This is a genomic window from Stenotrophomonas sp. TWI700 (genome assembly GCF_039673645.1).
Classification (GTDB): domain Bacteria; phylum Pseudomonadota; class Gammaproteobacteria; order Xanthomonadales; family Xanthomonadaceae; genus Stenotrophomonas; species Stenotrophomonas maltophilia_AA.
The window spans coordinates 43981-64257 of record NZ_JBDJMB010000013.1 but is presented as its reverse complement, the minus strand read 5'-3'; the positions used below and the strand labels follow the sequence as shown (position 1 = coordinate 64257).

13 protein-coding genes and 1 riboswitch are annotated in these 20277 nt (G+C 66.4%); of the genes, 5 read left to right on the top strand and 8 right to left on the bottom strand.

Translation table 11 applies throughout. From position 1 onward, the window contains the following. Positions 1-26: 26 nt before the first annotated feature. A riboswitch (FMN riboswitch) is annotated at positions 27-171 on the bottom strand. A gap of 188 nt (positions 172-359) precedes the next feature. The 5 genes from ribD to glyA all read right to left on the bottom strand — a co-directional run bounded on the left by ribD (position 360) and on the right by glyA (position 4270). After that, positions 360-1442 (bottom strand): bifunctional diaminohydroxyphosphoribosylaminopyrimidine deaminase/5-amino-6-(5-phosphoribosylamino)uracil reductase RibD, encoded by a 1083-nt coding sequence (gene ribD / locus ABE473_RS11345; RefSeq protein WP_346489542.1) that lies wholly within the window; start codon positions 1440-1442, stop codon positions 360-362. A 69-nt stretch (positions 1443-1511) separates the two neighbouring features. After that, the gene (gene nrdR / locus ABE473_RS11340) at positions 1512-2033 is read right to left on the bottom strand and encodes a transcriptional regulator NrdR (protein WP_019182518.1); all 522 of its coding nucleotides are present in this window, start codon (positions 2031-2033) and stop codon (positions 1512-1514) included. 108 nt (positions 2034-2141) lie between these two features. Then, complete coding sequence (locus ABE473_RS11335; protein ID WP_346489541.1) at positions 2142-2585, bottom strand: hypothetical protein; 444 nt, start codon at positions 2583-2585, stop codon at positions 2142-2144. 4 nt (positions 2586-2589) lie between these two features. Beyond that, positions 2590-3015 (bottom strand): hypothetical protein, encoded by a 426-nt coding sequence (locus tag ABE473_RS11330; RefSeq protein ID WP_346489540.1) that lies wholly within the window; start codon positions 3013-3015, stop codon positions 2590-2592. A gap of 1 nt (position 3016) precedes the next feature. Continuing rightward, positions 3017-4270: a serine hydroxymethyltransferase gene (glyA, locus tag ABE473_RS11325; RefSeq protein ID WP_346489539.1), complete on the bottom strand. Its 1254-nt coding sequence runs from the start codon at positions 4268-4270 to the stop codon at positions 3017-3019. 235 nt (positions 4271-4505) lie between these two features. On the opposite strand from glyA, the gene ABE473_RS11320 reads away from it, so the two are divergent. Genes ABE473_RS11320 through ABE473_RS11310 form a run of 3 tightly spaced genes read left to right on the top strand, consistent with a single transcriptional unit; the run spans position 4506 to position 11642 of the window. Further along, positions 4506-6197: a ShlB/FhaC/HecB family hemolysin secretion/activation protein gene (locus tag ABE473_RS11320; protein WP_346489538.1), complete on the top strand. Its 1692-nt coding sequence runs from the start codon at positions 4506-4508 to the stop codon at positions 6195-6197. An 11-nt stretch (positions 6198-6208) separates the two neighbouring features. After that, entirely contained in the window at positions 6209-10543 is a 4335-nt protein-coding gene (locus ABE473_RS11315; protein ID WP_346489537.1) for a YDG domain-containing protein, read from the top strand. Next, complete coding sequence (locus tag ABE473_RS11310; protein ID WP_346489536.1) at positions 10461-11642, top strand: YDG domain-containing protein; 1182 nt, start codon at positions 10461-10463, stop codon at positions 11640-11642. The genes ABE473_RS11315 and ABE473_RS11310 overlap by 83 nt, the downstream gene beginning before the upstream one ends. 93 nt (positions 11643-11735) lie before the next feature. On the opposite strand, the gene ABE473_RS11305 is transcribed toward ABE473_RS11310, so the two are convergent. Further along, positions 11736-12212 (bottom strand): RcnB family protein, encoded by a 477-nt coding sequence (locus ABE473_RS11305; RefSeq protein WP_152152402.1) that lies wholly within the window; start codon positions 12210-12212, stop codon positions 11736-11738. Positions 12213-12448: 236 nt separating this feature from the next. On the opposite strand from ABE473_RS11305, the gene ettA reads away from it, so the two are divergent. Further along, positions 12449-14113, top strand: coding sequence for an energy-dependent translational throttle protein EttA (ettA, locus tag ABE473_RS11300; RefSeq protein WP_176990420.1), 1665 nt, complete (start codon positions 12449-12451; stop codon positions 14111-14113). 92 nt (positions 14114-14205) lie between these two features. Then, positions 14206-15522, top strand: a complete 1317-nt coding sequence (locus tag ABE473_RS11295; RefSeq protein ID WP_346489535.1) for an NCS2 family permease — start codon at positions 14206-14208, stop codon at positions 15520-15522. Between the two features lie 25 nt (positions 15523-15547). On the opposite strand, the gene bcsZ is transcribed toward ABE473_RS11295, so the two are convergent. Continuing rightward, positions 15548-16711, bottom strand: a complete 1164-nt coding sequence (bcsZ, locus tag ABE473_RS11290) for a cellulose synthase complex periplasmic endoglucanase BcsZ (protein WP_346489534.1) — start codon at positions 16709-16711, stop codon at positions 15548-15550. Then, positions 16695-20276 carry a cellulose synthase complex outer membrane protein BcsC gene (gene bcsC, locus ABE473_RS11285; protein WP_346489533.1) on the bottom strand — a complete coding sequence of 1194 codons (3582 nt, stop codon included), beginning with the start codon at positions 20274-20276 and terminating at the stop codon, positions 16695-16697. The genes bcsZ and bcsC overlap by 17 nt, the downstream gene beginning before the upstream one ends. Position 20277: the final 1 nt, after the last annotated feature.

Here is a 20277-nt window from a genome sequence, read left to right as displayed (position 1 = left end):
TGCACGCCGAGCGCAAGGCCCGGCCGCACCGTCTTCTTTCATCCGGACTATACCGTCGGCTCCGGCATCGGACCGGATCTGCTGACCTTCCCGGGGAACGGGAAGCGCTCGCGGGCTCGTGCTTGCGCACCTACCGCCGGTGGGGAATCGCACCCCGCCCTGAAGACGTTTGTGTACCGGCGAACCGGCCCGGCTAGTGTAACAGGGCACCCTGACTGGGGGCTTTAAGTTAAATAAGTGTTAAGCTCACCAACTGCGCGCTGCGCCCTTGGAGAGAGGGGTGTCTGCGTCGGTTACTGATCGGGCCGCGGCGTCCGCGCCGCGCCATGATCGAACGGGTCCCGCAAGGGACCCGTTTTTTATGGGCGCAGCCGCAACCGCAGGTCGCCGCCCACCTGGCGCTGATCCACCACGCGCATCCGGCGCTGATCGTCCATCGCGTGGATGCCCAGGCCCGACAGCAGCGGCAGGCCATGCTCGCCGAGCAGCGTCGGGGCCTGGTAGAGCAGCAGTTCGTCGACCCAGCCGCCGGCCAGCAACGCGCCCGCCAGGGTCGCGCCGGCCTCGGTATGCACCTCATTGATGCCGCGTTCGTCGAGCAGGGCCAGCACCGCGCCCAGATCCAGTCGCCCGTCATGGCTGGGCACGCTGGCGAATTCGGCGTCGGCAGCCTCCGGCGGACGGACCGCGGCGTCATGCAGATACAAGGTCGGCGCCCCGCCCTCACGCACGCGCGCGCAGTCCAGCGAGCGCAGCCGCGCATCGAGCACGACGCGCAGCGGTGGCAGCACCTCGGTATCGGCCAGCCTGACAGTCAACATCGGGTCGTCGGCCAGCACCGTGGCGGCACCGGTCAGGATCGCGCCGGCCCGCGCGCGCCAGTGCTGGACGTCCTCGCGGGCGGCCGCACCGGTGATCCATTTGGAGCGGCCATCGGCCATCGCCGTGCGCCCATCCAGGCTGGCGGCGAGCTTCACCCGCACCCAGGGACGGCCGCGTTCGATGCGGGAGAGGAAGCCCTGGTTGAGTTCGCGCGCCTGCGCGGCCATCAGCCCTTCGGCCACCTCGATGCCGGCCTCGCGCAGCAGCACGAAACCGCCGCCGTCGACCTTCGGGAACGGATCGCGCATCGCCGCGACCACCCGGCTCACGCCCGCCTCGATCAAGGCCAGCGCGCACGGCGGGGTACGGCCATGGTGTGCGCACGGCTCCAGGGTGACGTAGGCGGTGGCGCCGCGCGCCTGTTCGCCGGCCTGGCGCAGCGCGAACACTTCCGCGTGCGGGCCGCCGGTGCGCTGGTGCCAGCCCTCACCCACCACGACCTCATCGCGTGCGATCACGCAGCCGACCATCGGATTGGGCCGCGCGGTATACGCGGCGCGCTCGGCCAGGCGCAGCGCATGCGCCATGTGCTGGTGGTCGAGAGCGGTGAAGTCAGTCATGGCGGTGGGCGTCCGGCGGCAGGCAGCCGCGATGGTAGCCCAGCCATGGTGGCCGTGATGCGGCGCGGCTCAGCCTTTCTTTTTCTTGGTCAGCGCGATCACGTCGCCGAGCAGCTGCAGCTGTTCGGTGCTGGAGGGCAGTTCGCGCTCGAGCTTCTCGATCTCCTCGCGGAAATCGGCCACGTCCTCGAAGCTGCGGTACACCGAAGCGAAACGCACGTAGCCCACGTGATCGAGCTTGCGCAGTTCGTTCATCACGAACTCGCCGACCTTGATCGAGGGGATTTCACGTTCGCCGCAGATACGCGCCTGCTGCATCACCGCGCGCACCGCCAGTTCGATCTTGTCTTCGGGCACCGGGCGCTTCTGCAGCGCGCGGTCGAAACCACTGCGCACCTTGCGGGCATCGAAGGCCTCGCGGCTGCCGTCGCTTTTCACGATGGCCGGCAGTTTCAACTCGATGGTTTCCAGAGTACTGAAGCGCTCGTTGCAGGCCTCGCACTCGCGGCGACGCCGGATCGTCGCGCCGTCTTCAGAGACGCGCGAATCGATCACACGGGTGTCGGCATGCTGGCAGAACGGACAATACATGGAACGCCTTGCATCAGGAAAACGTCATGCCGTGGTCACGGCAGCGTCGCAACGGTACCTGAGAGGGACCGGCTACAGCAAATGGACAGGGGAAGAGGCCAGCCCTGTCTAGCGGGCCCGCAGACGCAACCACAGCAGGTGCGCCGCGCAGGAGAGCAGCGGGAGCCCCACCACCAGGACCAGGGCAGCGGCTGGCACGGCCGCATCGGACAGATGAAGGTGGAAGACCGACCGCACCAGGCCGGTCCAGGCAATGCCCGTTGCCACCAAGGCGAGCAGCAGGCCTGCCCACCAGACCGACGACGCCGCCCGAAGTGCGCCTGAGCCGCCCTGCCACCAGCGACGGGCAAGGGTGAGCCAGGTCATGACGATGAGACTTGCCGTCCCGAACCACGCCGCTGCCCAGCCCGGCGCGCCGCCCGCCCCACCGTACTGGTGGAGCACGTCGCGCAGGCAAAGACCCACCAGCACGAACGCCGCCACGACATGGGGGAGTCCAACCCCACCGACATGCAGCAGCAGGGCGCGCTGCCGCCTGCGATGGAGGTCCATCCGGTCAGTTGCCCCGGCTGCGCCGCAGCTGCACCAGCATGACCGCGGGCAACATCAGCGGCGGCCCCGCCAGCAGCAGGACCAGTGCCATCGGACTCGCGGTGGCCTGCCAGAACGCCATTCCCACGACCGCCACGGCGGCAAGCGCGCCGAGGGCCAGCGCACCCCACGCCCAGCGCCCGCTGTCCTGCAGACCTGCGCGGCCGTGCCGGAGATAGCGGCTGCTCAACCACAGCCAGCCACCTACCCCGATCAGCCCCGCCGCGCCCCAGCCGCCGATCAACAGGCGCGAGGCCCGGTCCAGATAGGCCGGTTCGACGAACGCGACCCAGACCCCGATGGCGGCGAAGGTGCCGCCGCCGGCCATCCCCACGATGCCGCAGACCAGGGCCAGCACGGCGTAGGTACGCCGTTGCCGGCCCGCGTCCATATCAGCCGTAGACCGGATACTTGCGGCACTGCGCGCTGACCGCGTCGCGGACGCGGGCGATCACGGCCTCGTCGGCCGGGGCGTCGAGCACGTCGGCGATCCAGTTGGCCAGGTCCACGCAGTCCTGTTCCAGGTAACCGCGCGTGGTGACCGCCGGGGTGCCCAGGCGCAGGCCCGAGGTCACGAACGGCGAACGCGGGTCGTTCGGCACGGAGTTCTTGTTGACGGTGATGTGGGCCAGGCCGAGCGCGGCTTCGGCATCCTTGCCCGAGACATCCTTGCCGATCATGTCGACCAGCATCAGGTGGTTCTGGGTACCGCCGGAGACGATCTTGTAGCCGCGCGCGATGAGCGTGTTGGCCATCGCCTGGGCGTTCTTGACCACCTGCTGCTGGTAGGCCTTGAAGCCCGGCTCCAGCGCTTCCTTGAAGGCCACGGCCTTGCCGGCGATGACGTGCATCAGCGGACCGCCCTGGATGCCCGGGAACACGATGGACTGCAGCTTCTTCTGCAGCTCTTCGCTTGCCCCCTTGGCGATGATGATGCCGCCACGCGGGCCGCGCAGGGTCTTGTGGGTGGTCGAGGTGACCACGTGGGCGTGCGGCAGCGGGCTCGGGTAGACGCCGGCGGCGACCAGACCGGCCACGTGCGCCATGTCCACGAACAGGTAGGCACCGACCTTGTCGGCGATCGCACGGAAGCGCGCCCAGTCGATGACCTGCGAGTAGGCCGAGAAGCCGGCGACCACCATCTTCGGCTTGTGCTCCAGGGCCAGGCGCTCGACCTCGTCATAGTCGATCAGGCCGGCTTCGTCGACACCGTACTGGACGGCGTTGAACAGCTTGCCCGAGGCATTGACCTTGGCCCCGTGGGTCAGGTGGCCGCCATGCGCCAGGCTCATGCCCAGGATGGTGTCGCCCGGCTGCAGCAGCGCGAAGTACACGGCCTGGTTGGCCTGCGAACCGCTGTGCGGCTGCACGTTGGCGTAGTCGGCATCGAACAGCTGCTTGAGGCGGTCGATGGCCAGCTGCTCGGCGATGTCCACGTATTCGCAGCCACCGTAGTAGCGCTTGCCCGGATAGCCCTCGGCGTACTTGTTGGTCAGCTGGCTGCCCTGGGCTTCCATCACCGCCGGGCTGGTGTAGTTCTCGCTGGCAATCAGCTCGACATGGTCTTCCTGGCGCTGGGTTTCGGCGGCAATGGCCTTGGCCAGTTCGGGATCGTAGCTTTCGATGCGGACGTCGCGCGGGAACATCGGGTGGTACTCCAGGACAGGGAGGAAAGGCGTCGATTGTAGCCCGTTCCCGGGCCGGGGCTGCCCTGCTTCGGCGCCCCGGCTGCGCGCGGCCGGCCCGGTCAACGGTGCCCTGCCCCCATTTTTTGAGGCACACGCTGAATTCGGTGATAGCGGTCACGCGCTTTTGACGGTTAACAGGATCAGCCCTGGTTTTTTCCCGTCCTGGGGCCTATCACCGTAAGGAAACGCTCCAATGCGATGCTCCGGCTTCTCGCCCCCCGCCCTCCGTCCGTGCTGCCTGCCAAGGCGGGCAGGCCTGCTCGTCCTCGCACTGGCTGCGGCCCTCGGCCAGGTCGCCTGGGCCGCCGACACCTCTCCATCGACGGCTGCCGCGCGCGCGACCGTACTGATCGCGCAGGTCACCGTGGCGGGTGTGGGTGATCACCCCGCCAGTGGCATCAGCCGCGCCGCCGTGGAGGCCGTCGCCAACCAGGCGCTGCGTGAGATCAGCCCAACGCTGCCCGCCGCGCTGGATTTCGAGCAGATCCAGCAGATCAGCGCGCGTGTCACGCAGACCTACCGAGAAGCGGGCTTTCTGGTGTCGGTGGCGTACGTACCACCGCAGCAGATCGGCGAGCGCCAGACGCTCACACTCAGTGTCCTGGAAGGCCGGGTGGGCCGGGTGCTGGTGCAGGGCAGCCAGCGCTACCGCGACGACCAGCTCACCGCCAGCAGCCTGGGGCTGATCGGCCGTCCCCTGCGCCGTGCCGAACTGGACCGCGCCCTGCTGTATGCGCGTGACCTGCCCGGGGTGTCGGTTACCTCGGTGCTGCAATCGGGCCAGAACGAAGGCGAGACCGACATCATCCTGGTCGCCCGGGACAGTGATCGTCCCTACGAAATCACCTTTGGCCTGAGCAACCACGGCACCGACAGTACCGGCAAATACCGCGCCGAGCTGGGCGTGAGTGCCTTCAATGCACTGGGCGCAGGCGACGTGCTCGCCGCAACGGTCGGCTACGGGCTGGACCCGGCCGACAGCTGGCAGGCAGCATTGTCATTGAGCGTGCCTTCGGCACAGGTCGATGGGCTGAGCGCCATTGCCGGCGTCAGCCGCAGCGAGATGGAGCTGAACGCCGGGCCGTTCGCCGCCATCGGCATCAAGGGCCCGACCACGCTGTTCTATGCCGGTAGCGACTGGACGTTCATCCAACGCCTGGACCTGCAGGTCCAGGCCTCGGCGCGCTGGATCCATGAGGAATCCAGGCTTGAAGGACTGGGCATCGAACTCTCGCGGCATACCTTCGACGTGATCGATGCCGGGGTGACCCTGCGCCACACCGACCGTCGCTGGCGTGGCATGAACCTGGCGCAGTTGTCGGTGCGCAAATCCATCAACGATGAATCCTCGCCCTTCAACTGGCTCTACGCCGCGCACGATTCGTATTTCTGGGTAAGCCGGGTGTCGCTGGCTCGCTTGCAGGCGCTACCGGGAAACCAGCGTCTGCTGCTGCGCGGCAGTGCCCAGTTCACCGATGACGCGCTTACCCCGCTGGAGCAGTTCAGCGTGGGTGGGCCGACCAGCGTGCGCGCTTACCCGCTGTCCACCGCGCTGGGGGATCGGGGCGTGCAGGCCACGTTCGAGTACCAGCTCAGCGCACCGGGTTTTGCCGACAGACCTTCCCCGTTCAATGGCCGCCGCTGGGGTGATCTGGTCGAGGTGAACCTGTTCTACGACTGGGGCCGCACCTCGCCCGCGCCGGACAACCGCCGCATTGGCTTCCAGCCCACCACGCTGGAAGGCGCCGGTCTGGCCATCGGCCTGCGCCTGCCATGGAAGCCGGAACTGCGGCTGGACGTGAGTGGCGCCAAACCGACCGGCAGCCATCGCACCGCCGACAGCCGCAGCACCCAGTACTGGGCGCGGATCAGCACCACTTTCTGAGGCCACCTGCCATGAATCGTATCTACCGTCTCGTGTTCAACCACGCCCTGGGCCAGGTCCAGGTGGTCTCCGAACTCGGCGCCTCTCCGGACACGACGACCGGTGCCACGCGCCGCCTGTCGGCAGGCGTGCGCCTGACCCCGCTGGCGCTGGGCCTGCTGCTGTCTGTCAGCAGCTTCGGCGTGATGGCCCAATCCCTGCCCACCGGCGGCAACATCGTGTCCGGCAGCGGCCAGATCGGCGCGCCCGGCGGCAACCAGCTGATCATCAACCAGGCCAGCGATACGCTGGCGATCAACTGGCAGCGCTTCACGATCGGCGCCGGGCAGAAGGTCACCTTCAACCAGCCCGGCGCGAACTCGATTGCACTTAACCGCGTCCTCGGCGTCGACGGCTCCACCATCATGGGCCAATTGGACGCCAATGGCCGGGTCTTCCTGGTCAACCCCAACGGCGTGCTGTTCGGTGCCAGCGCCCAGGTGAACGTCGGCGGCCTGGTCGCTTCCTCCCTGGGTATCAGCGACGCCGACTTCGCCGCCGGCAACTACCGTTTCAAGGGCGATGGCAGCAACGCTGCGGTGATCAACCACGGCGCGCTCACCGCAACCGCCGGCGGCGCCATTGCGCTGCTCGGCGGCAGTGTCAGCAACCAGGGCGTGATCGTCGCCAACCAAGGCAGCGTGACGCTGGCCGCCGGCAATGCCATGACCTTGGACTTTGCCGGGAACGGCCTGCTCAACGTCCAGGTCGATGAGGCCATGGTCGATGCCTTGGTGGAAAACCACCAGCTGATCAAGGCCGACGGCGGTCAGGTGCTGCTCACCGCCCATGCCGGCGATGCCCTGCTCAGGACGGTGATCAACAACACCGGGGTCATCCAGGCCCGCACGCTGGGCGAGAAGGACGGCAAGATCGTCCTGCTGGGCAGCTTCGACGGCGGCACCGTGCAGGTGGACGGCACCCTGGATGCCAGCGCGCCGCATGGCGGTGATGGCGGCTTCATCGACACCAGCGGTGCCCACGTGCAGGTGGCCGACACCGCCAAGGTCACCACTGCCGCACAGAACGGCAAAACCGGCACATGGTTGATCGACCCCACCGACTTCACCATCCGCGCCGGCAGCGCCGCCCGAACCGACAGCGGCATCGGCGCAGACACCCTGACCAACAATCTGGCCAATACCAGCGTCACCCTGCAAACCGTTGCAGCAGGTACTGAAAATGGCGATATCCACGTCAACGCCGATGTCAGGTACGGCCAGAACAAGCTGACACTCAATGCACATGGCAACATCAACATCAATGCAACCGTCTCGGTCAACGGCAGCGGTACGCTGGACCTGAACTACGGTGGCACCGTTGGCAACAGCGCCGCCGTACCAGTGGCCGGAAGCACGTTGAATGTCAGCGGGCAGGTGAATTTCGCGCAGACGGGGGCTGGGCTGCTGGCAGTCAACGGCCATGGCTATACCGTCATCAACAGCCTGGCCGCGCTGCAGGACATCGGCACACCTGACAAGCTTGCGGGGCGGTATGCCCTGGGCGCCAATATCGACGCCAGCGCCACCGTCGGTTGGAACGGCGGCGAGGGCTTCAATCCGCTGGGCAATATCGCCAATGCCTTTACCGGGAGCTTTGACGGCCTGGGCCATACCATCAGCAACCTGACCATCAACCGCCCGAGCCAAAGCTCCATAGGCCTTTTTGGTCATGCCGAGAACGCCACACTGCGCAATATAGGCGTGTTGGACGGCAGTATTACCGGCGCAGATGGGGTCGGCGGACTCGTCGGCCATAACATCGCCAACAACGGTACGGCCAGCATCGCCAACGCCTATGCCACCGGACAGGTGCGAGGCAGCGACTACGTCGGCGGACTGGTCGGCTACAACCATGCAAGCAGCGGCACGGCCAGCATCACCCATGCCTATGCCGCCGGACAGGTACGAGGTGGGGACTACGTCGGCGGGTTGGTCGGCTACAACCATGCAAGCAGCGGCACGGCCAGCATCACCCATGCCTACGCCACCGGACCGGTGGGAGGCAACGGGTACGTCGGCGGGCTGGTCGGCTACACCTATGCTGGCAACGGCGGGGCCAGCATCACCAATGCCTATGCCACCGGGGCTGTCTCCGGCTCCGGCGCCGTCGGCGGCCTGGTCAGCGGGAGTGCGGGCGGCAACGTCACAAACAGCTTTTACGCGACCACCGATACCGACGGTAACGCCATCAACAGCGGCGGCATCTACACTCCCTTGGGTCAAGGCAAAACGCTGGCGGAGCTCAAACAGCAGTCGACGTTTGCCGGCTGGGGTATTGACGACAAGGGTGGCACCGGCTCCATATGGCGAATCTATGAAGGATCGACAACGCCCCTGCTGCGCAGCTTCCTCAAGCCCGTGATCGTGAATGCCGGTGCCATCAACGGCAAGATCTATGACGGCAGCCTTGCGCTTGGCAACCCCGGCGGCTACACCACCGACATGGCTGTCGTCCTGAACGGCATCCTGAGCTACGCCACCAGCAGCAAGAATGCGGGCACTTACCTCGCTGCCGATGGCACGCTCATGCTCAGCGGGCTGTACTCCGGCCAACAGGGCTATGACATCAGTTATGGCTCGGGTTCGTTGACGATCACGCCCAAGGCCTTGACGGTCACCGGCGTGACGGTCGCGGGCAAGGCGTATGACGGCACCACCAGCGCCACCGTGACGGGCGGCACCTTGAACGGCCTGGTCATCGGGGAAACCCTGAGCCTGTCCGGCATGAGGGGTGCGTTTGACAACAAGAATGCCGGGACCGGCAAGGCAGTGACGGTCAGCGGTGCAACGTTGACCGACGGCACTGGCCTGGCCAGCAATTACACGGTCAGCAACCCGACCCACGTGACGGGCAACATCACGCGCAAGACCTTGACGATTACCGGCATGACGGCCCGCAACAGGGTCTATGACGGAACCACCAACATCAACGTAACGGGCGGCACCTTGGACGGCCTTGTCGGCGACGAAACCCTGGGCTTGTCCGGTATGCGCGGTGCGGTTGCCGACAAGAATGCGGGTCAAGGCAAGACCGTGACGGTCAGCGGCACCACCCTGTCCGATGACACCGGTCTGGCGAGCAACTACACGGTCAGCGACCCAACCGGGCTGACGGCGGACATCACCAGGGCCACGATCAGCGGCATCACCGGCTTGAGTGCCTTGGACAAGATATATGACGGCAATTTCAACGTCAGCCTCAGCCTCTTCAATGCCGTGATCAACGGCAGGATTGCTGGCGATGATGTGCAGCTATCCAGTGCCAGAGGCGCGTTCACGGATAGAAACGTGGGCACCAACAAGACCGTGAATATCTCGAACATTACGCTGGGCGGCAGTGACCTGGGCAACTATGCGTTGGTCAATGACTCCGCAACAGCCACGGCCAACATCACCCCGAAAGCGCTGATGATTACCGGCGTGACGGCTTTCAACAAGGTGTATGACGCCACCACCAACGCCACCGTAATGGGCGGTCTATTGAACGGTCTGGTTGTCGGGGAAACCCTGAGCCTGTCCGGGCTGAGGGGTACGTTTGCCGACAAGAACGCCGGCACCAACAAGGTGGTCACCATCAGCGGGGGAACGTTGACTGATGGCACCGGCCTGGCCCGCAACTACACGCTCGGCAACACCCCGGCCGCCGCAGCAGCCAACATCACCCCGGCCACCATCAGTTCGGTCACCAACCTGGTGGCCGACAGCAAGGTCTACGATGGCGGCCTGAGCGCCACCTTCAACTCGGCCACGGCCACCTTCAACGGCATGCTCAGCGGCGACAACCTCGCGATCGGAGCCACCACGGCCACCTTCAGCGACAAGAACGCCGGCACCGGCAAGGCGGTGAACGTTTCCTCGCTGACACTGGGCGGTGCCGATGCGGGCAACTATGTACTGGCAGACACCACGGCGACCGGTACCGGCACCATCACGCCGAAAGCGCTGACGATTACCGGCATGTCGGCCGTCAACAAAATCTATGACGGCACCACCAGGGCGACCTTGTCGGGCGGCTCGATCAGCGGCCTGGTCGGTCCGGAAACGCTGGGCGTGACAGGCGTGGCAGCCAACTTCGATACCAAGGACGCCGGCACCAGCAAGACGGTGACGGCGACCGGCTCAACCCTGGTCAACGGCGGCAATGGCGGCCTGGCGGCCAACTACACCATCAGCAATCCGACCGGCCGCCAGCATCCTCCCCAGAACCTTGACGGTGACGGGCGTGACGGCCACCACGCGCGCTTACGACGGCACCCGGGCAGCCACGCTGTCGGGTGGCAGCTTGTGGGGCCTGGTCAGCGGTGAAACGCTGGTGGTGTCAGGCGGCACCGGCACCTTCGCCGACAAGAACGCCGGCACCGGAAAGGCGGTGACGGTCACAGGTATCGGCGTTGCCGACGGCACCGGCCTGGCCAGCAACTACACGGTCAGCAACCCGACCGGTGTGACGGGCGACATTACGCCGAAGGTCTTGACCATCACCGGCCTGAGCGCGTCCAACAAAGTCTATGACGGGACTAGGACGGCAACCCTCTCTGGTGGCAGCCTCAACGGCTTGGTAGGGAGCGAAACCATTGGCCTGAGCGGCCTGGCCGGCACCTTCGACAGCGCCGATACCGGCACCGACAGGGCCATCACGGTCAGTGCCGCCCTGGACGATGGCAGCCATGGCGGCCTCGCCAGCAACTACAGCCTCACGGCGCCCGCCGGATTGACTGCGGACATCGGCAAGGCCGGGCTGACCATCACCGCAAATAGTGGCAGCAAGACCTATGGCCAGAGCGGCGGCCTGGCCGGCTACAGCGTAGATGGCCTGCTCAATAGCGATGCCGTTTCTTCAGTCGCACTGGACAGCAATGGCGCATCGGCGACAGCCAACGTCGGCGGCTACGTGATCACCGCCAGCAACGCGGATGGCACGGGGCTGTCGAACTACAACATCACCTATGTCGACGGCGTCCTGAGCATCGGCAAGGCCGGGCTGACCATCACCGCCAACGATGCACGCAGCAACATCGGCCAGATCGCTGCACTGAATGGCCATACCGCCGAAGGGCTGGTCAACGGCGATGCCATCGACAGCGTCGCTCTCAGCAGCGAGGGACGTCGTACCGGTGCCCGCCCCGGCCGCTATGCGATCCTCGCCAGCGATGCGCAGGGCGCCCGCCTGGGCAACTACGAGATCCGCTACCGCCCTGGCACGCTGGACATCGTCGGAGTGTGGCCAGAGCAGGCACGGCAGGTGGCACGCGAGGTCGCGGCCAATCTGCCTACGCCCACGATGATCCCGTTGGCAGAGGCGTCCACCACGCCGTTGTACCGCATGAGCGAAGCGGCCATCCGTCCCGTCGAGGATCGCTGCACCTCCCTTGCCGGGAGTTGCCTGCGCCAGCCGCCGGAATGATCGCCGGCGTGGGATAGCAGGAAGGCGCATCCACCGGATGCGCCTTCTTGTCATTTACGGTTCAACCACCAGGTCACCGGATGAAGCATCCGCTCACCGGTTGATCACATAGTCCGCAATGATCCCGGTGGCGATGGCGACCAGCAGCAGGTTGCCGCGGTCGTCGCGGATCCAGTGGTGGTCGCGCGGCGGGCGGCGCACCGAATAGCGGCTGTAATCGTTGACCACGTAGACCGGGCCGCCGTAGTACTCACGGTAACGGTGGCCGCGCGCCCAGCCGTAGGAGCCATAGCCCGGCGCCGGGCGATAGACCACACGCGGCGGCGGCGGGCCCGGACGGTAGTAACCACGATTGTCGTAGCGATGGTCGTAACGGCGGTCATGGCGGACCTCGCGACGGTCATGACGATCGTGCCGGTCATGGCGATCGTGGCGGTTGTCGCGGCGGTCATCACGCCACTCCCGGCGGTCGTGACCGCGGCCACGGTGGTCATCGGCAAAGGCCGGGGCCACGGTGCCCAAGGCCAGCAGCGAGGCAACCGCCCCTACTACAAATCGATTCATGCGCATGACTGGCCTCGCTTGGTGGGTTGATGGCTCCATCATGCGGACGGCGTCTGAACGGTCTCCGGCTGGAAACGGTTTCCAATTCAAGGGCTTTGACCCCGCATTCAGGCGGCGGCAAGCCCCAGGGCCGGTGGCTCCCGGCGGTCCTGATCGCTTCCGGCTATAATCGGGCCATCCTTTTCTTCCATCTGTTCCTGTTCCGTATGGAACGGGCGCAGGGTTGCGCCTTCGGAGACCTCATGTCCTCGCAATACATCTACACCATGAACCGCGTCAGCAAGGTGGTCCCGCCCAAGCGGCAGATCATCAAGGACATCTCGCTGTCGTTCTTCCCGGGTGCCAAGATCGGCCTGCTGGGCCTGAACGGCTCGGGCAAGTCGACGGTGCTCAAGATCATGGCCGGCGTGGATACCGACTTCGAGGGCGAAGCCCGTCCCCAGGCCGGCATCAAGGTCGGCTACCTGGCCCAGGAACCGGAGCTGGACCCGACCAAGACCGTGCGCGAGTCGGTCGAGGAAGGCGTGGGCGAGGTGCTGCAGGCCCAGGCCGCGCTGGACGCGGTGTACCTGGCCTATGCCGAGGAAGGCGCCGACTTCGACAAGCTGGCCAAGGAACAGGAGCGCCTGGAGGCGATCCTGGCCGCCGGTGACGCGCACACCCTGGAAAACCAGCTGGACGTGGCCGCCGATGCACTGCGCCTGCCGCCGTGGGAAGCCGTGGTCGGCACCCTGTCCGGTGGTGAAAAGCGCCGCGTGGCGCTGTGCCGCCTGCTGCTGCAGAAGCCGGACATGCTGCTGCTCGATGAACCGACCAACCACCTGGACGCCGAGTCCGTGGAATGGCTGGAGCAGTTCCTGGCGCGCTACACCGGCACCGTCGTGGCGGTCACCCATGATCGCTACTTCCTGGACAACGCCGCCGAGTGGATCCTGGAACTGGACCGCGGCCGCGGCATTCCGTGGAAGGGCAACTACACCGACTGGCTGACCCAGAAGGACGACCGCCTGCGCCAGGAAGACAACCAGGAAAAGTCCCGCCAGAAGGCGATCCAGAAGGAACTGGAATGGTCGCGCCAGAACGCCAAGGGCGGCCGTACCAAGGGCAAGGCGCGTCTGGCCCGCCTGGAAGAGCTGCAGTCGGTGGATTACCAGAAGCGCAACGAGACCAACGAGATCTTCATCCCGCCGGGCGAACGCCTGGGCAATGCGGTGATGGAGTTCAAGAATGTCTCCAAGAAGTTCGGTGATCGCCTGCTGTTCGACGACCTGAACTTCCTGGTGCCCGGTGGCGCGATCGTCGGCATCATCGGTCCCAACGGCGCCGGCAAGTCGACCCTGTTCAAGATGATCACCGGCCAGGAAAAGCCGGATACCGGCGAGATCGTGGTCGGCCCGACCGTCAAGCTGTCCTACGTGGACCAGAGCCGCGACGCGCTGGAAGGCAACCACAACGTCTTCCAGGAAATCGCCGGCGGCCTGGACATCCTCAACATCAATGGCGTGGAGATCCAGTCGCGCGCCTACATCGGCCGCTTCAACTTCAAGGGCCAGGACCAGCAGAAGCTGGTCGGTTCGCTGTCCGGTGGTGAGCGTGGACGCCTGCACATGGCCAAGACCCTGCTGCAGGGTGGCAACGTGCTGCTGCTCGATGAACCGTCCAACGATCTGGACATCGAAACCCTGCGTGCGCTGGAAGATGCGCTGCTGGAGTTCCCGGGCAACACCTTCGTCATTTCGCATGACCGCTGGTTCCTGGATCGCATCGCGACCCACATCCTGGCCTTCGAAGGCAACTCGCACGTGGAGTTCTTCCAGGGCAACTACCGCGAGTACGAAGAAGACAAGCGCCGCCGCATGGGCGACGACGCCGCGCCGAAGCGGCTGCGCTTCAAGGCGCTGAAATAAGGAATGAAGAACGGCCGCGCACTGCGCGGCCGTTTGCATTCCGGTAGGTCACGACCGTGGGTCGTGACGCCTTATCGCCACGAGATTCCACCATGTCCCTCCCCGAACGCCTGTTCCAGCTGCAGCAGCACGGCACCACCGTGCGCACCGAGTTGCTGGCCGGCCTGACTACCTTCCTGACGATGTCCTACATCGTCTTCGTCAACCCGGACATCCTGGCCACCACAGGCATGGACCCGGATGCCGTGTTCGTCGCCACCTGCCTGGCCGCCGCGCTGGGTTCGCTGGTGATGGCGTTCGCGGCCAACTTCCCGGTCGGCATGGCCCCCGGCATGGGCTTGAATGCGTTCTTCGCGTTCACCGTGGTCGGCGCGGCCGGCCTGCCCTGGCAGCAGGCACTGGCCGCTGTCTTCATTTCCGGGCTGGTGTTCCTGGTGCTGTCGCTGACCGGCGTGCGCGCCTGGCTGGTGGCGGGCATCCCGCCCTCGCTGCGGGCGGCGATCGTGGCCGGCATCGGCCTGTTCCTGGCGATCATCGCGCTGCAGAAGTCCGGCGTGATCATTGCCAACACCGACACCCTGGTCGCACTGGGTCCGCTCAATACCGCGCCGCCACTGCTGGCGCTGGCCGGCTTCCTGCTGATCGCCATCCTGGAGGCGCGCAAGGTGCGCGGCGCGATCCTGATCGGCATCCTGGCGGTAACGGGCGCCGCATGGGCCTTGGGCGAGGTGAAGTACACCGAGCTGACCTCGCTGCCGCCGAGCCTGGCCCCGACCTTCCTTCAGCTCGATCTGCCCGGCCTGCTGCACCACGACGGCGGCGCGCCGATGGCGGTGCTGCTGCAGGTGGTGCTGGTGTTCGTGCTGGTGGAAGTGTTCGATGCCACCGGCACGCTGTACGGCGTGGTCGGTCGTGCCGGCCTGCTCAAGCTGCCGGGCGCACAGAAACGCTTCGGACGGGCCCTGTTGGCCGACAGCACCGCGATCGTGGCCGGCTCGCTGCTCGGGACCAGCAGCACCACCGCGTTCGCCGAAAGCGCCTCGGGCGTGCAGGCCGGTGGCCGCACCGGCCTGACCGCACTGGTGGTGGCCGCGCTGTTCCTGGCGGCGCTGCTGTTCTCGCCGCTGGCCAAGATGGTGCCCGGTTATGCCACCGCGCCCGCCCTGCTGTTCGTGGCCGGGCTGATGCTGCGCGAACTGGTGGACGTGGAATGGGGCGACCTGACCGAGTCCGTGCCTGCCGCGCTGTGCGCGTTGGCGATGCCGTTCACCTACTCGATCGCCAATGGCCTGGCGTTCGGCTTCATCGCGTATGCGGTGCTGAAGGCCGGCACCGGGCGCTGGCGCGAAGTGCATCCGGCCGTGTGGCTGGTGGCCGGGTTGGTCGTGCTGCGCTACGGGCTGGAATGACGACCCACGATCGGTATGGGGCGGATCAGGCCCAGGACGGCCGCAATTGGCCGTCGGCGCGGAAACGGTAGCGGCGGTCAAACCAGCCACTTCCGAACAAGAGCAGATTGTGTGAGTAGTACGCCGGCGGATCGGCGCGGAGTCGGGCCACCTCCGGCAGCGTCGCGCGGAGTCGCGTCGCCAGTGCGCTTTCCCCCTGCGCCTGCAGGTAGGGCAGGACCGCCGCGGTGAATCCGTAAGGCCCGGTGCCGGTCTGGGTACCCGCGCGTGTATCCACGCGCTCAACCATCGTCGCCTGCTCACGCAGCCGGGCCAAGGGGCCATGCAACGCGGCCAGCGCTGGTTTGAACGCCGGATCGCGCGGATCGGTCATGCCTGCCCACAGGTACACGCGGATCGCATCGTAGCTGCCCATTGCACCTTTTACGGGATCGGCGAAGAAGCCGCTGGAGCGCCATGCGGTCCAATCCGGGGCGAACCCTTTCGGGGCTGTGTCCTGCAGCATGCGCAGCGTATTTCGTGCGATTGTCGGCCACGGACCACGGGTGTCGACCCCCGCGAAACGGCGCAGGAGCGGCATCGGCAGATAGCTGGGGTTGAGACGCCAGTAATCCTCTTCGACAAACCCCTGCGCCCCCGGGAGGAGCATCGGTCCCAGTCCGGGCAGGTCGACGATCTCGCGCTCGCACACCTGGGCCAGCATGCCCTTGGCCACCTCCAGCAACGCCGGTCGGCGCCACAGCCGGGCCGCTTCAATCAACGTGTAGGCCAGCCACAGGTCAGAATCGGAGGCAGGGTTGTCGTCCAACACCCTCCAGCGCCCTGCCTCGTCGCGTCCCCACAGCCAGGCCGGCAAGCGCTTGGACATGTCGCCCCCGGCAAGGTTATCCACCGTCCAGCCAAGAATGCGGTCGAATTGCGCCTGATCGTTGCTGACCAGTGCGAAGAACAGCGCATAGGACTGCCCCTCTGAAGTTGTCCGCAGGTCCGATGCACTACGGTCGATCATGCGTCCGTCGCTGCTCAGACTGGAATCGGCCAGGATCCCCCATTCCAGCCAGGCAGCCTTCCCACGCGCCGACCCCGTTGCTGCGCGCAGGTCCGGGAGGCTGACAGCAACGCCCACCGCAGCGATCGCCTGCATGAGACGACGGCGGCGCAGACTCGGAAACTCAGCGGAATTCGCCATAGGGCACCAGTGGCGCAACCGGAAGCGGCAGATTTCCCTGCCAAGGATTGAAGGTATACCGCAGGTAGAGCTGGAACGTGTTCGGCGCGAAGTCTTCGCTGCGCTGGAGGGTGCCGGCCGCGCCCAGTACCAGATGGTCGCCGAGCCGGCGTTCGACCGCCGCATAGAACCGGTAGCCGGTTCCACGGCTGCGGCTGTCGCCGGTATACAGCCCGGAGGGATCCAGGGTTACCGGACCATAAGTGTCGGCCAGTCCGGCCAGGATCGCGTCCATCAGTCCCACCTCTGGATAGCGACTGTAGCTGTCGGTTCGCGAGCGTGACCAGCTCACCGAGCCATCCAGGCGCACCGACCAATCATCATTGCGCCAGGCGAAACTGACCGGCAGGCTGAGAGAGGTGTACTGCTGCGGGCTGTAGTAGCCGCCCTGCCCCAGCGAGTAGCCGCCCAGATCGTGCCGATAGCGCCAGTACATCGCGGTCACTCCAGCGTCCAAGCGCATGTCGGTGCGCACGATCAGCTTGTGGTACCACCCCGCCATGGCGCGCGCACGGTCATTGTCGGCAACGTTCTCTCCCAGCAGGCGATGCCAGCTCCAGTTCGACCACACGCCGTTGCGCCCGCCACGGTCGTAGCCGAGGCTGAAGGTCGCGCCGTTGGCTGTGACGCCGCCCCAGCGGATGCCGCTACGCGGGTCCACCGCCCCGGCCTGCGACAGCAGGGAGTTGGTCATCGGTCGCCGGGATGCCGTGGCAGACCAGCCCAGCACGCCGAGATCCCCCCCTACCGTCACCCCCCCGAGCCAATTGCCGACCGGATAACCGGATGCGGTGTGCCCGACGTCAACGCTGAAGGTATCGTCCAGCGTGCGCCACCCCACCGCGAGTCCCGCACCGGAGTTCATGCGCTGGCGGACGTTGCGATTGCATCCCGGAGCCCGCACGCGGCTACCGTCCGCCTGTATCAGATCAAGTTGGCAGGTCCCGTAATCTTCGTCGTAGCTACCGTCGGCGTCTGTCTGGAAGCTGCGGGCGTTCAGCGACACCTGTTCGATCCGTGCGAAGCCCAGGCCCTGTGCGACAGGCGCGTCCAGATGCACGATGCGGGTATCACGGGCCAGTCGCGAGATGCCGGGCGTGCCATCGCTGCGGCGTCCGGAATCCTGCATCACGGTCAAGGTAGGATTCTGCTGCTGGTACAAGGTTTCCACATCGCTGCGGATGCTGCGTCGCAGCCAGTCGTCCTGTGCGTTCTCGCGGGATGCCAACGTCAGCGCGCGGTCATCACGAGGAAGTGCCTGGGCCGGGGCAAGCACTCCGTTGTCCTGCATGGACAAGGCATACAGATCCAGCGATTCGCTGGGCGCGTCGCGGCGTACCAAGCGTGCAGTATCACGGTATGTCTGCGCGTCCGGTCCGGTCTTGCGCTGGATCAGCTGGCGCAGAATCGCCAAGGCCTTCGCATTCTCATGCAGGTCGGTCCAGATGCCGGCAAGTTGGCGCTGCTGTCCAACCGCATCGTCGGCCACGGCTGGTGGTGTGCTGGCCATCGCCTGCCGCGCCCTCGGCAGGTCGCCGATCCCTATCCAGGCCTGGATGCGGCCCAACTGCGCATCGACGTTTTCCGGCTCAGCCTCGAGCACCCGCGCGTAACGCGCCAACGCGGCCTCGAAGTCATCGCGTTCGCGCGCCCAGTCGGCCAGGATCAGCAGGTTATCCGCGCTCGGCGGCTGCGCTTCCAACAGGGCAATCGCCTCCGCCTCACGGCCGCTGCCATGCAGTGTCCATACGGTGTCGATGAGCTGTTGGCGGCGCAGCCGTGAATCCAGCGCTCGAATGTCCTCATCCCACGCCGTGGCGGGGACCTGGGCCAGAGCCGCCAAGGCGGCATCGAGGTGGCCGATGGACGACAAGTACAACGCCTGCGCATAGCGCGCGACCGGATCGCCGGCCGCGTGTGACAGCATGTCGGTGATCACCGCGTCGGCGTCGGCATCTTCACCGACGGCGCGCAGATCGTTGGCCAGCCGATAGGCCAGCCACGGATCTGCGGGCCGCTGCAGGCGCATCTCACGCCCCAGAACGATCGCCTCCCTCACCTCGCCCTGTGCGTGCGCGAGGTCCAGTCGCTGCTGTAGTCGCTGCAGGCGCAACTGCAGCAGATCAGCGGTGTACAGCGTGCGCTGCGATGCAGGCAACTGGGCGATGTACGTCTCCAGCCGGTCCGGATCGGTGCGCCCATACAGCTGCACCAGCTTGCGGATCACATTGGCATCTCGCGGCGCGGTGCGCTGAGCAGCCAGCAGCTGACGCTCGGCCCCAGCATCGTCCTGCTCTGCCACCGCAACGTCGGCCAGACCCAGCATCGCGTTGACCTCGCGTGGCTGCTGGCGGTGCGCCTGGGTATAGAGGCTGCGCGCGCTCGCCGTATCGCCGGCGCCCATCGCGGCATCCGCCCGCTCCAGCAGCAGCCAGTAGCGCGTGCTCGCGATGAGGTCCTGCCATTTTCCGCTGGCGCCATCGGTGACCGCGCGCTGCGCCTGCTGGAAGTAGTCCAGAGCCTGGCTTCGATCTCCTTGGCGCATCAACGCAAGGCCCAAGCCCCCCAGAAAATCGGCTTCCCGCGGATAGCGCTTCAATGCATCGCGAAAGCCTGTCTCTGCGGCAGCGTTGTTCCCGCGTTCCAGCTGCTGCTGGGCTCGAAGGCCGGCCCGCCAGGCCGGGTCGCTGACCAGTTTGTTCTGCTCGGCGTAACGCTTTCGCGCGTCGTCCAGCTGCGCCCAGGCCGGATACCGGGTAATGAAGGCACGCAGCAGCCGCACACTTCGCTCGGTCGCCGGCTGCGAAGACAAGTACGACCACTCGCTCTGGGCAGCCAGGGTGCGGGTCTCAGGATTTCGTGAAATGCGTTGCAGCACGGCCAGGGCTTCATCATCGCGACCGGCGTTGAACAACAGCTGCGACAGGATCTGCAGCACGTTCGTGTTGCCCGGGTAGCGCGCATCGAGTGCAGACAACCGGGTGATCGCCAGGCTTCGTCCCGTGGGCTGGGCGCCGCGCAAGCGCCAGTACTCGATGCCCAGCTGCAAGCCGGGCGGGTTGTCGTCGAACAGGCGTCGGTAAATCACCATGGCCTCGTCCGTCCGCCCGCCGGTGGCGAGCAGGCGCGCTTGCTGCAGTTCCTGTTGCAGGTCGCCGCGATAGGCACGCCACAGGCGTTCGGCAGAGGCCAATTCCGCAGTGCCGGCACCGATCTGGCGCAGTCGCTGCAGGGTTGCGGTGGCATCATCGACTTTCTGTTGCGACAACTGGACTTCCACGATCGCGAGCAGTGTGTCGCGATCATCCGGGGCAAGCATCCGCAGACGAGCCAGCGCATCTTCGATCAGCGCCTGGCGGCCGGTCGCCTCGCCCACCCGCACCTGCTGCAAGAGCCACTGGCGTTGTTCGGCGAGGGTGCCATTGACGGGTAGCGGAGCATCCTGCGCCCACGCCATGCCAGCACCGGCCAACCCCAGGAAGACCAGGCTACCGGCAACGGCGAGCGGTCGTGCGGCTGGCTTCATC

Bases quoted from the DNA above. Each gene is read 5' to 3' on its own strand.
- ribD (WP_346489542.1), bottom strand. From the start codon at position 1,442: ATGACTGACTTCACCGCTCTCGACCACCAGCACATGGCGCATGCGCTG.
- nrdR (WP_019182518.1), bottom strand. From the start codon at position 2,033: ATGTATTGTCCGTTCTGCCAGCATGCCGACACCCGTGTGATCGATTCG.
- ABE473_RS11335 (WP_346489541.1), bottom strand. From the start codon at position 2,585: ATGGACCTCCATCGCAGGCGGCAGCGCGCCCTGCTGCTGCATGTCGGT.
- ABE473_RS11330 (WP_346489540.1), bottom strand. From the start codon at position 3,015: ATGGACGCGGGCCGGCAACGGCGTACCTACGCCGTGCTGGCCCTGGTC.
- glyA (WP_346489539.1), bottom strand. From the start codon at position 4,270: ATGTTCCCGCGCGACGTCCGCATCGAAAGCTACGATCCCGAACTGGCC.
- ABE473_RS11320 (WP_346489538.1), top strand. From the start codon at position 4,506: ATGCGATGCTCCGGCTTCTCGCCCCCCGCCCTCCGTCCGTGCTGCCTG.
- ABE473_RS11315 (WP_346489537.1), top strand. From the start codon at position 6,209: ATGAATCGTATCTACCGTCTCGTGTTCAACCACGCCCTGGGCCAGGTC.
- ABE473_RS11305 (WP_152152402.1), bottom strand. From the start codon at position 12,212: ATGCGCATGAATCGATTTGTAGTAGGGGCGGTTGCCTCGCTGCTGGCC.
- ettA (WP_176990420.1), top strand. From the start codon at position 12,449: ATGTCCTCGCAATACATCTACACCATGAACCGCGTCAGCAAGGTGGTC.
- ABE473_RS11295 (WP_346489535.1), top strand. From the start codon at position 14,206: ATGTCCCTCCCCGAACGCCTGTTCCAGCTGCAGCAGCACGGCACCACC.
- bcsZ (WP_346489534.1), bottom strand. From the start codon at position 16,711: ATGGCGAATTCCGCTGAGTTTCCGAGTCTGCGCCGCCGTCGTCTCATG.
- bcsC (WP_346489533.1), bottom strand. From the start codon at position 20,276: ATGAAGCCAGCCGCACGACCGCTCGCCGTTGCCGGTAGCCTGGTCTTC.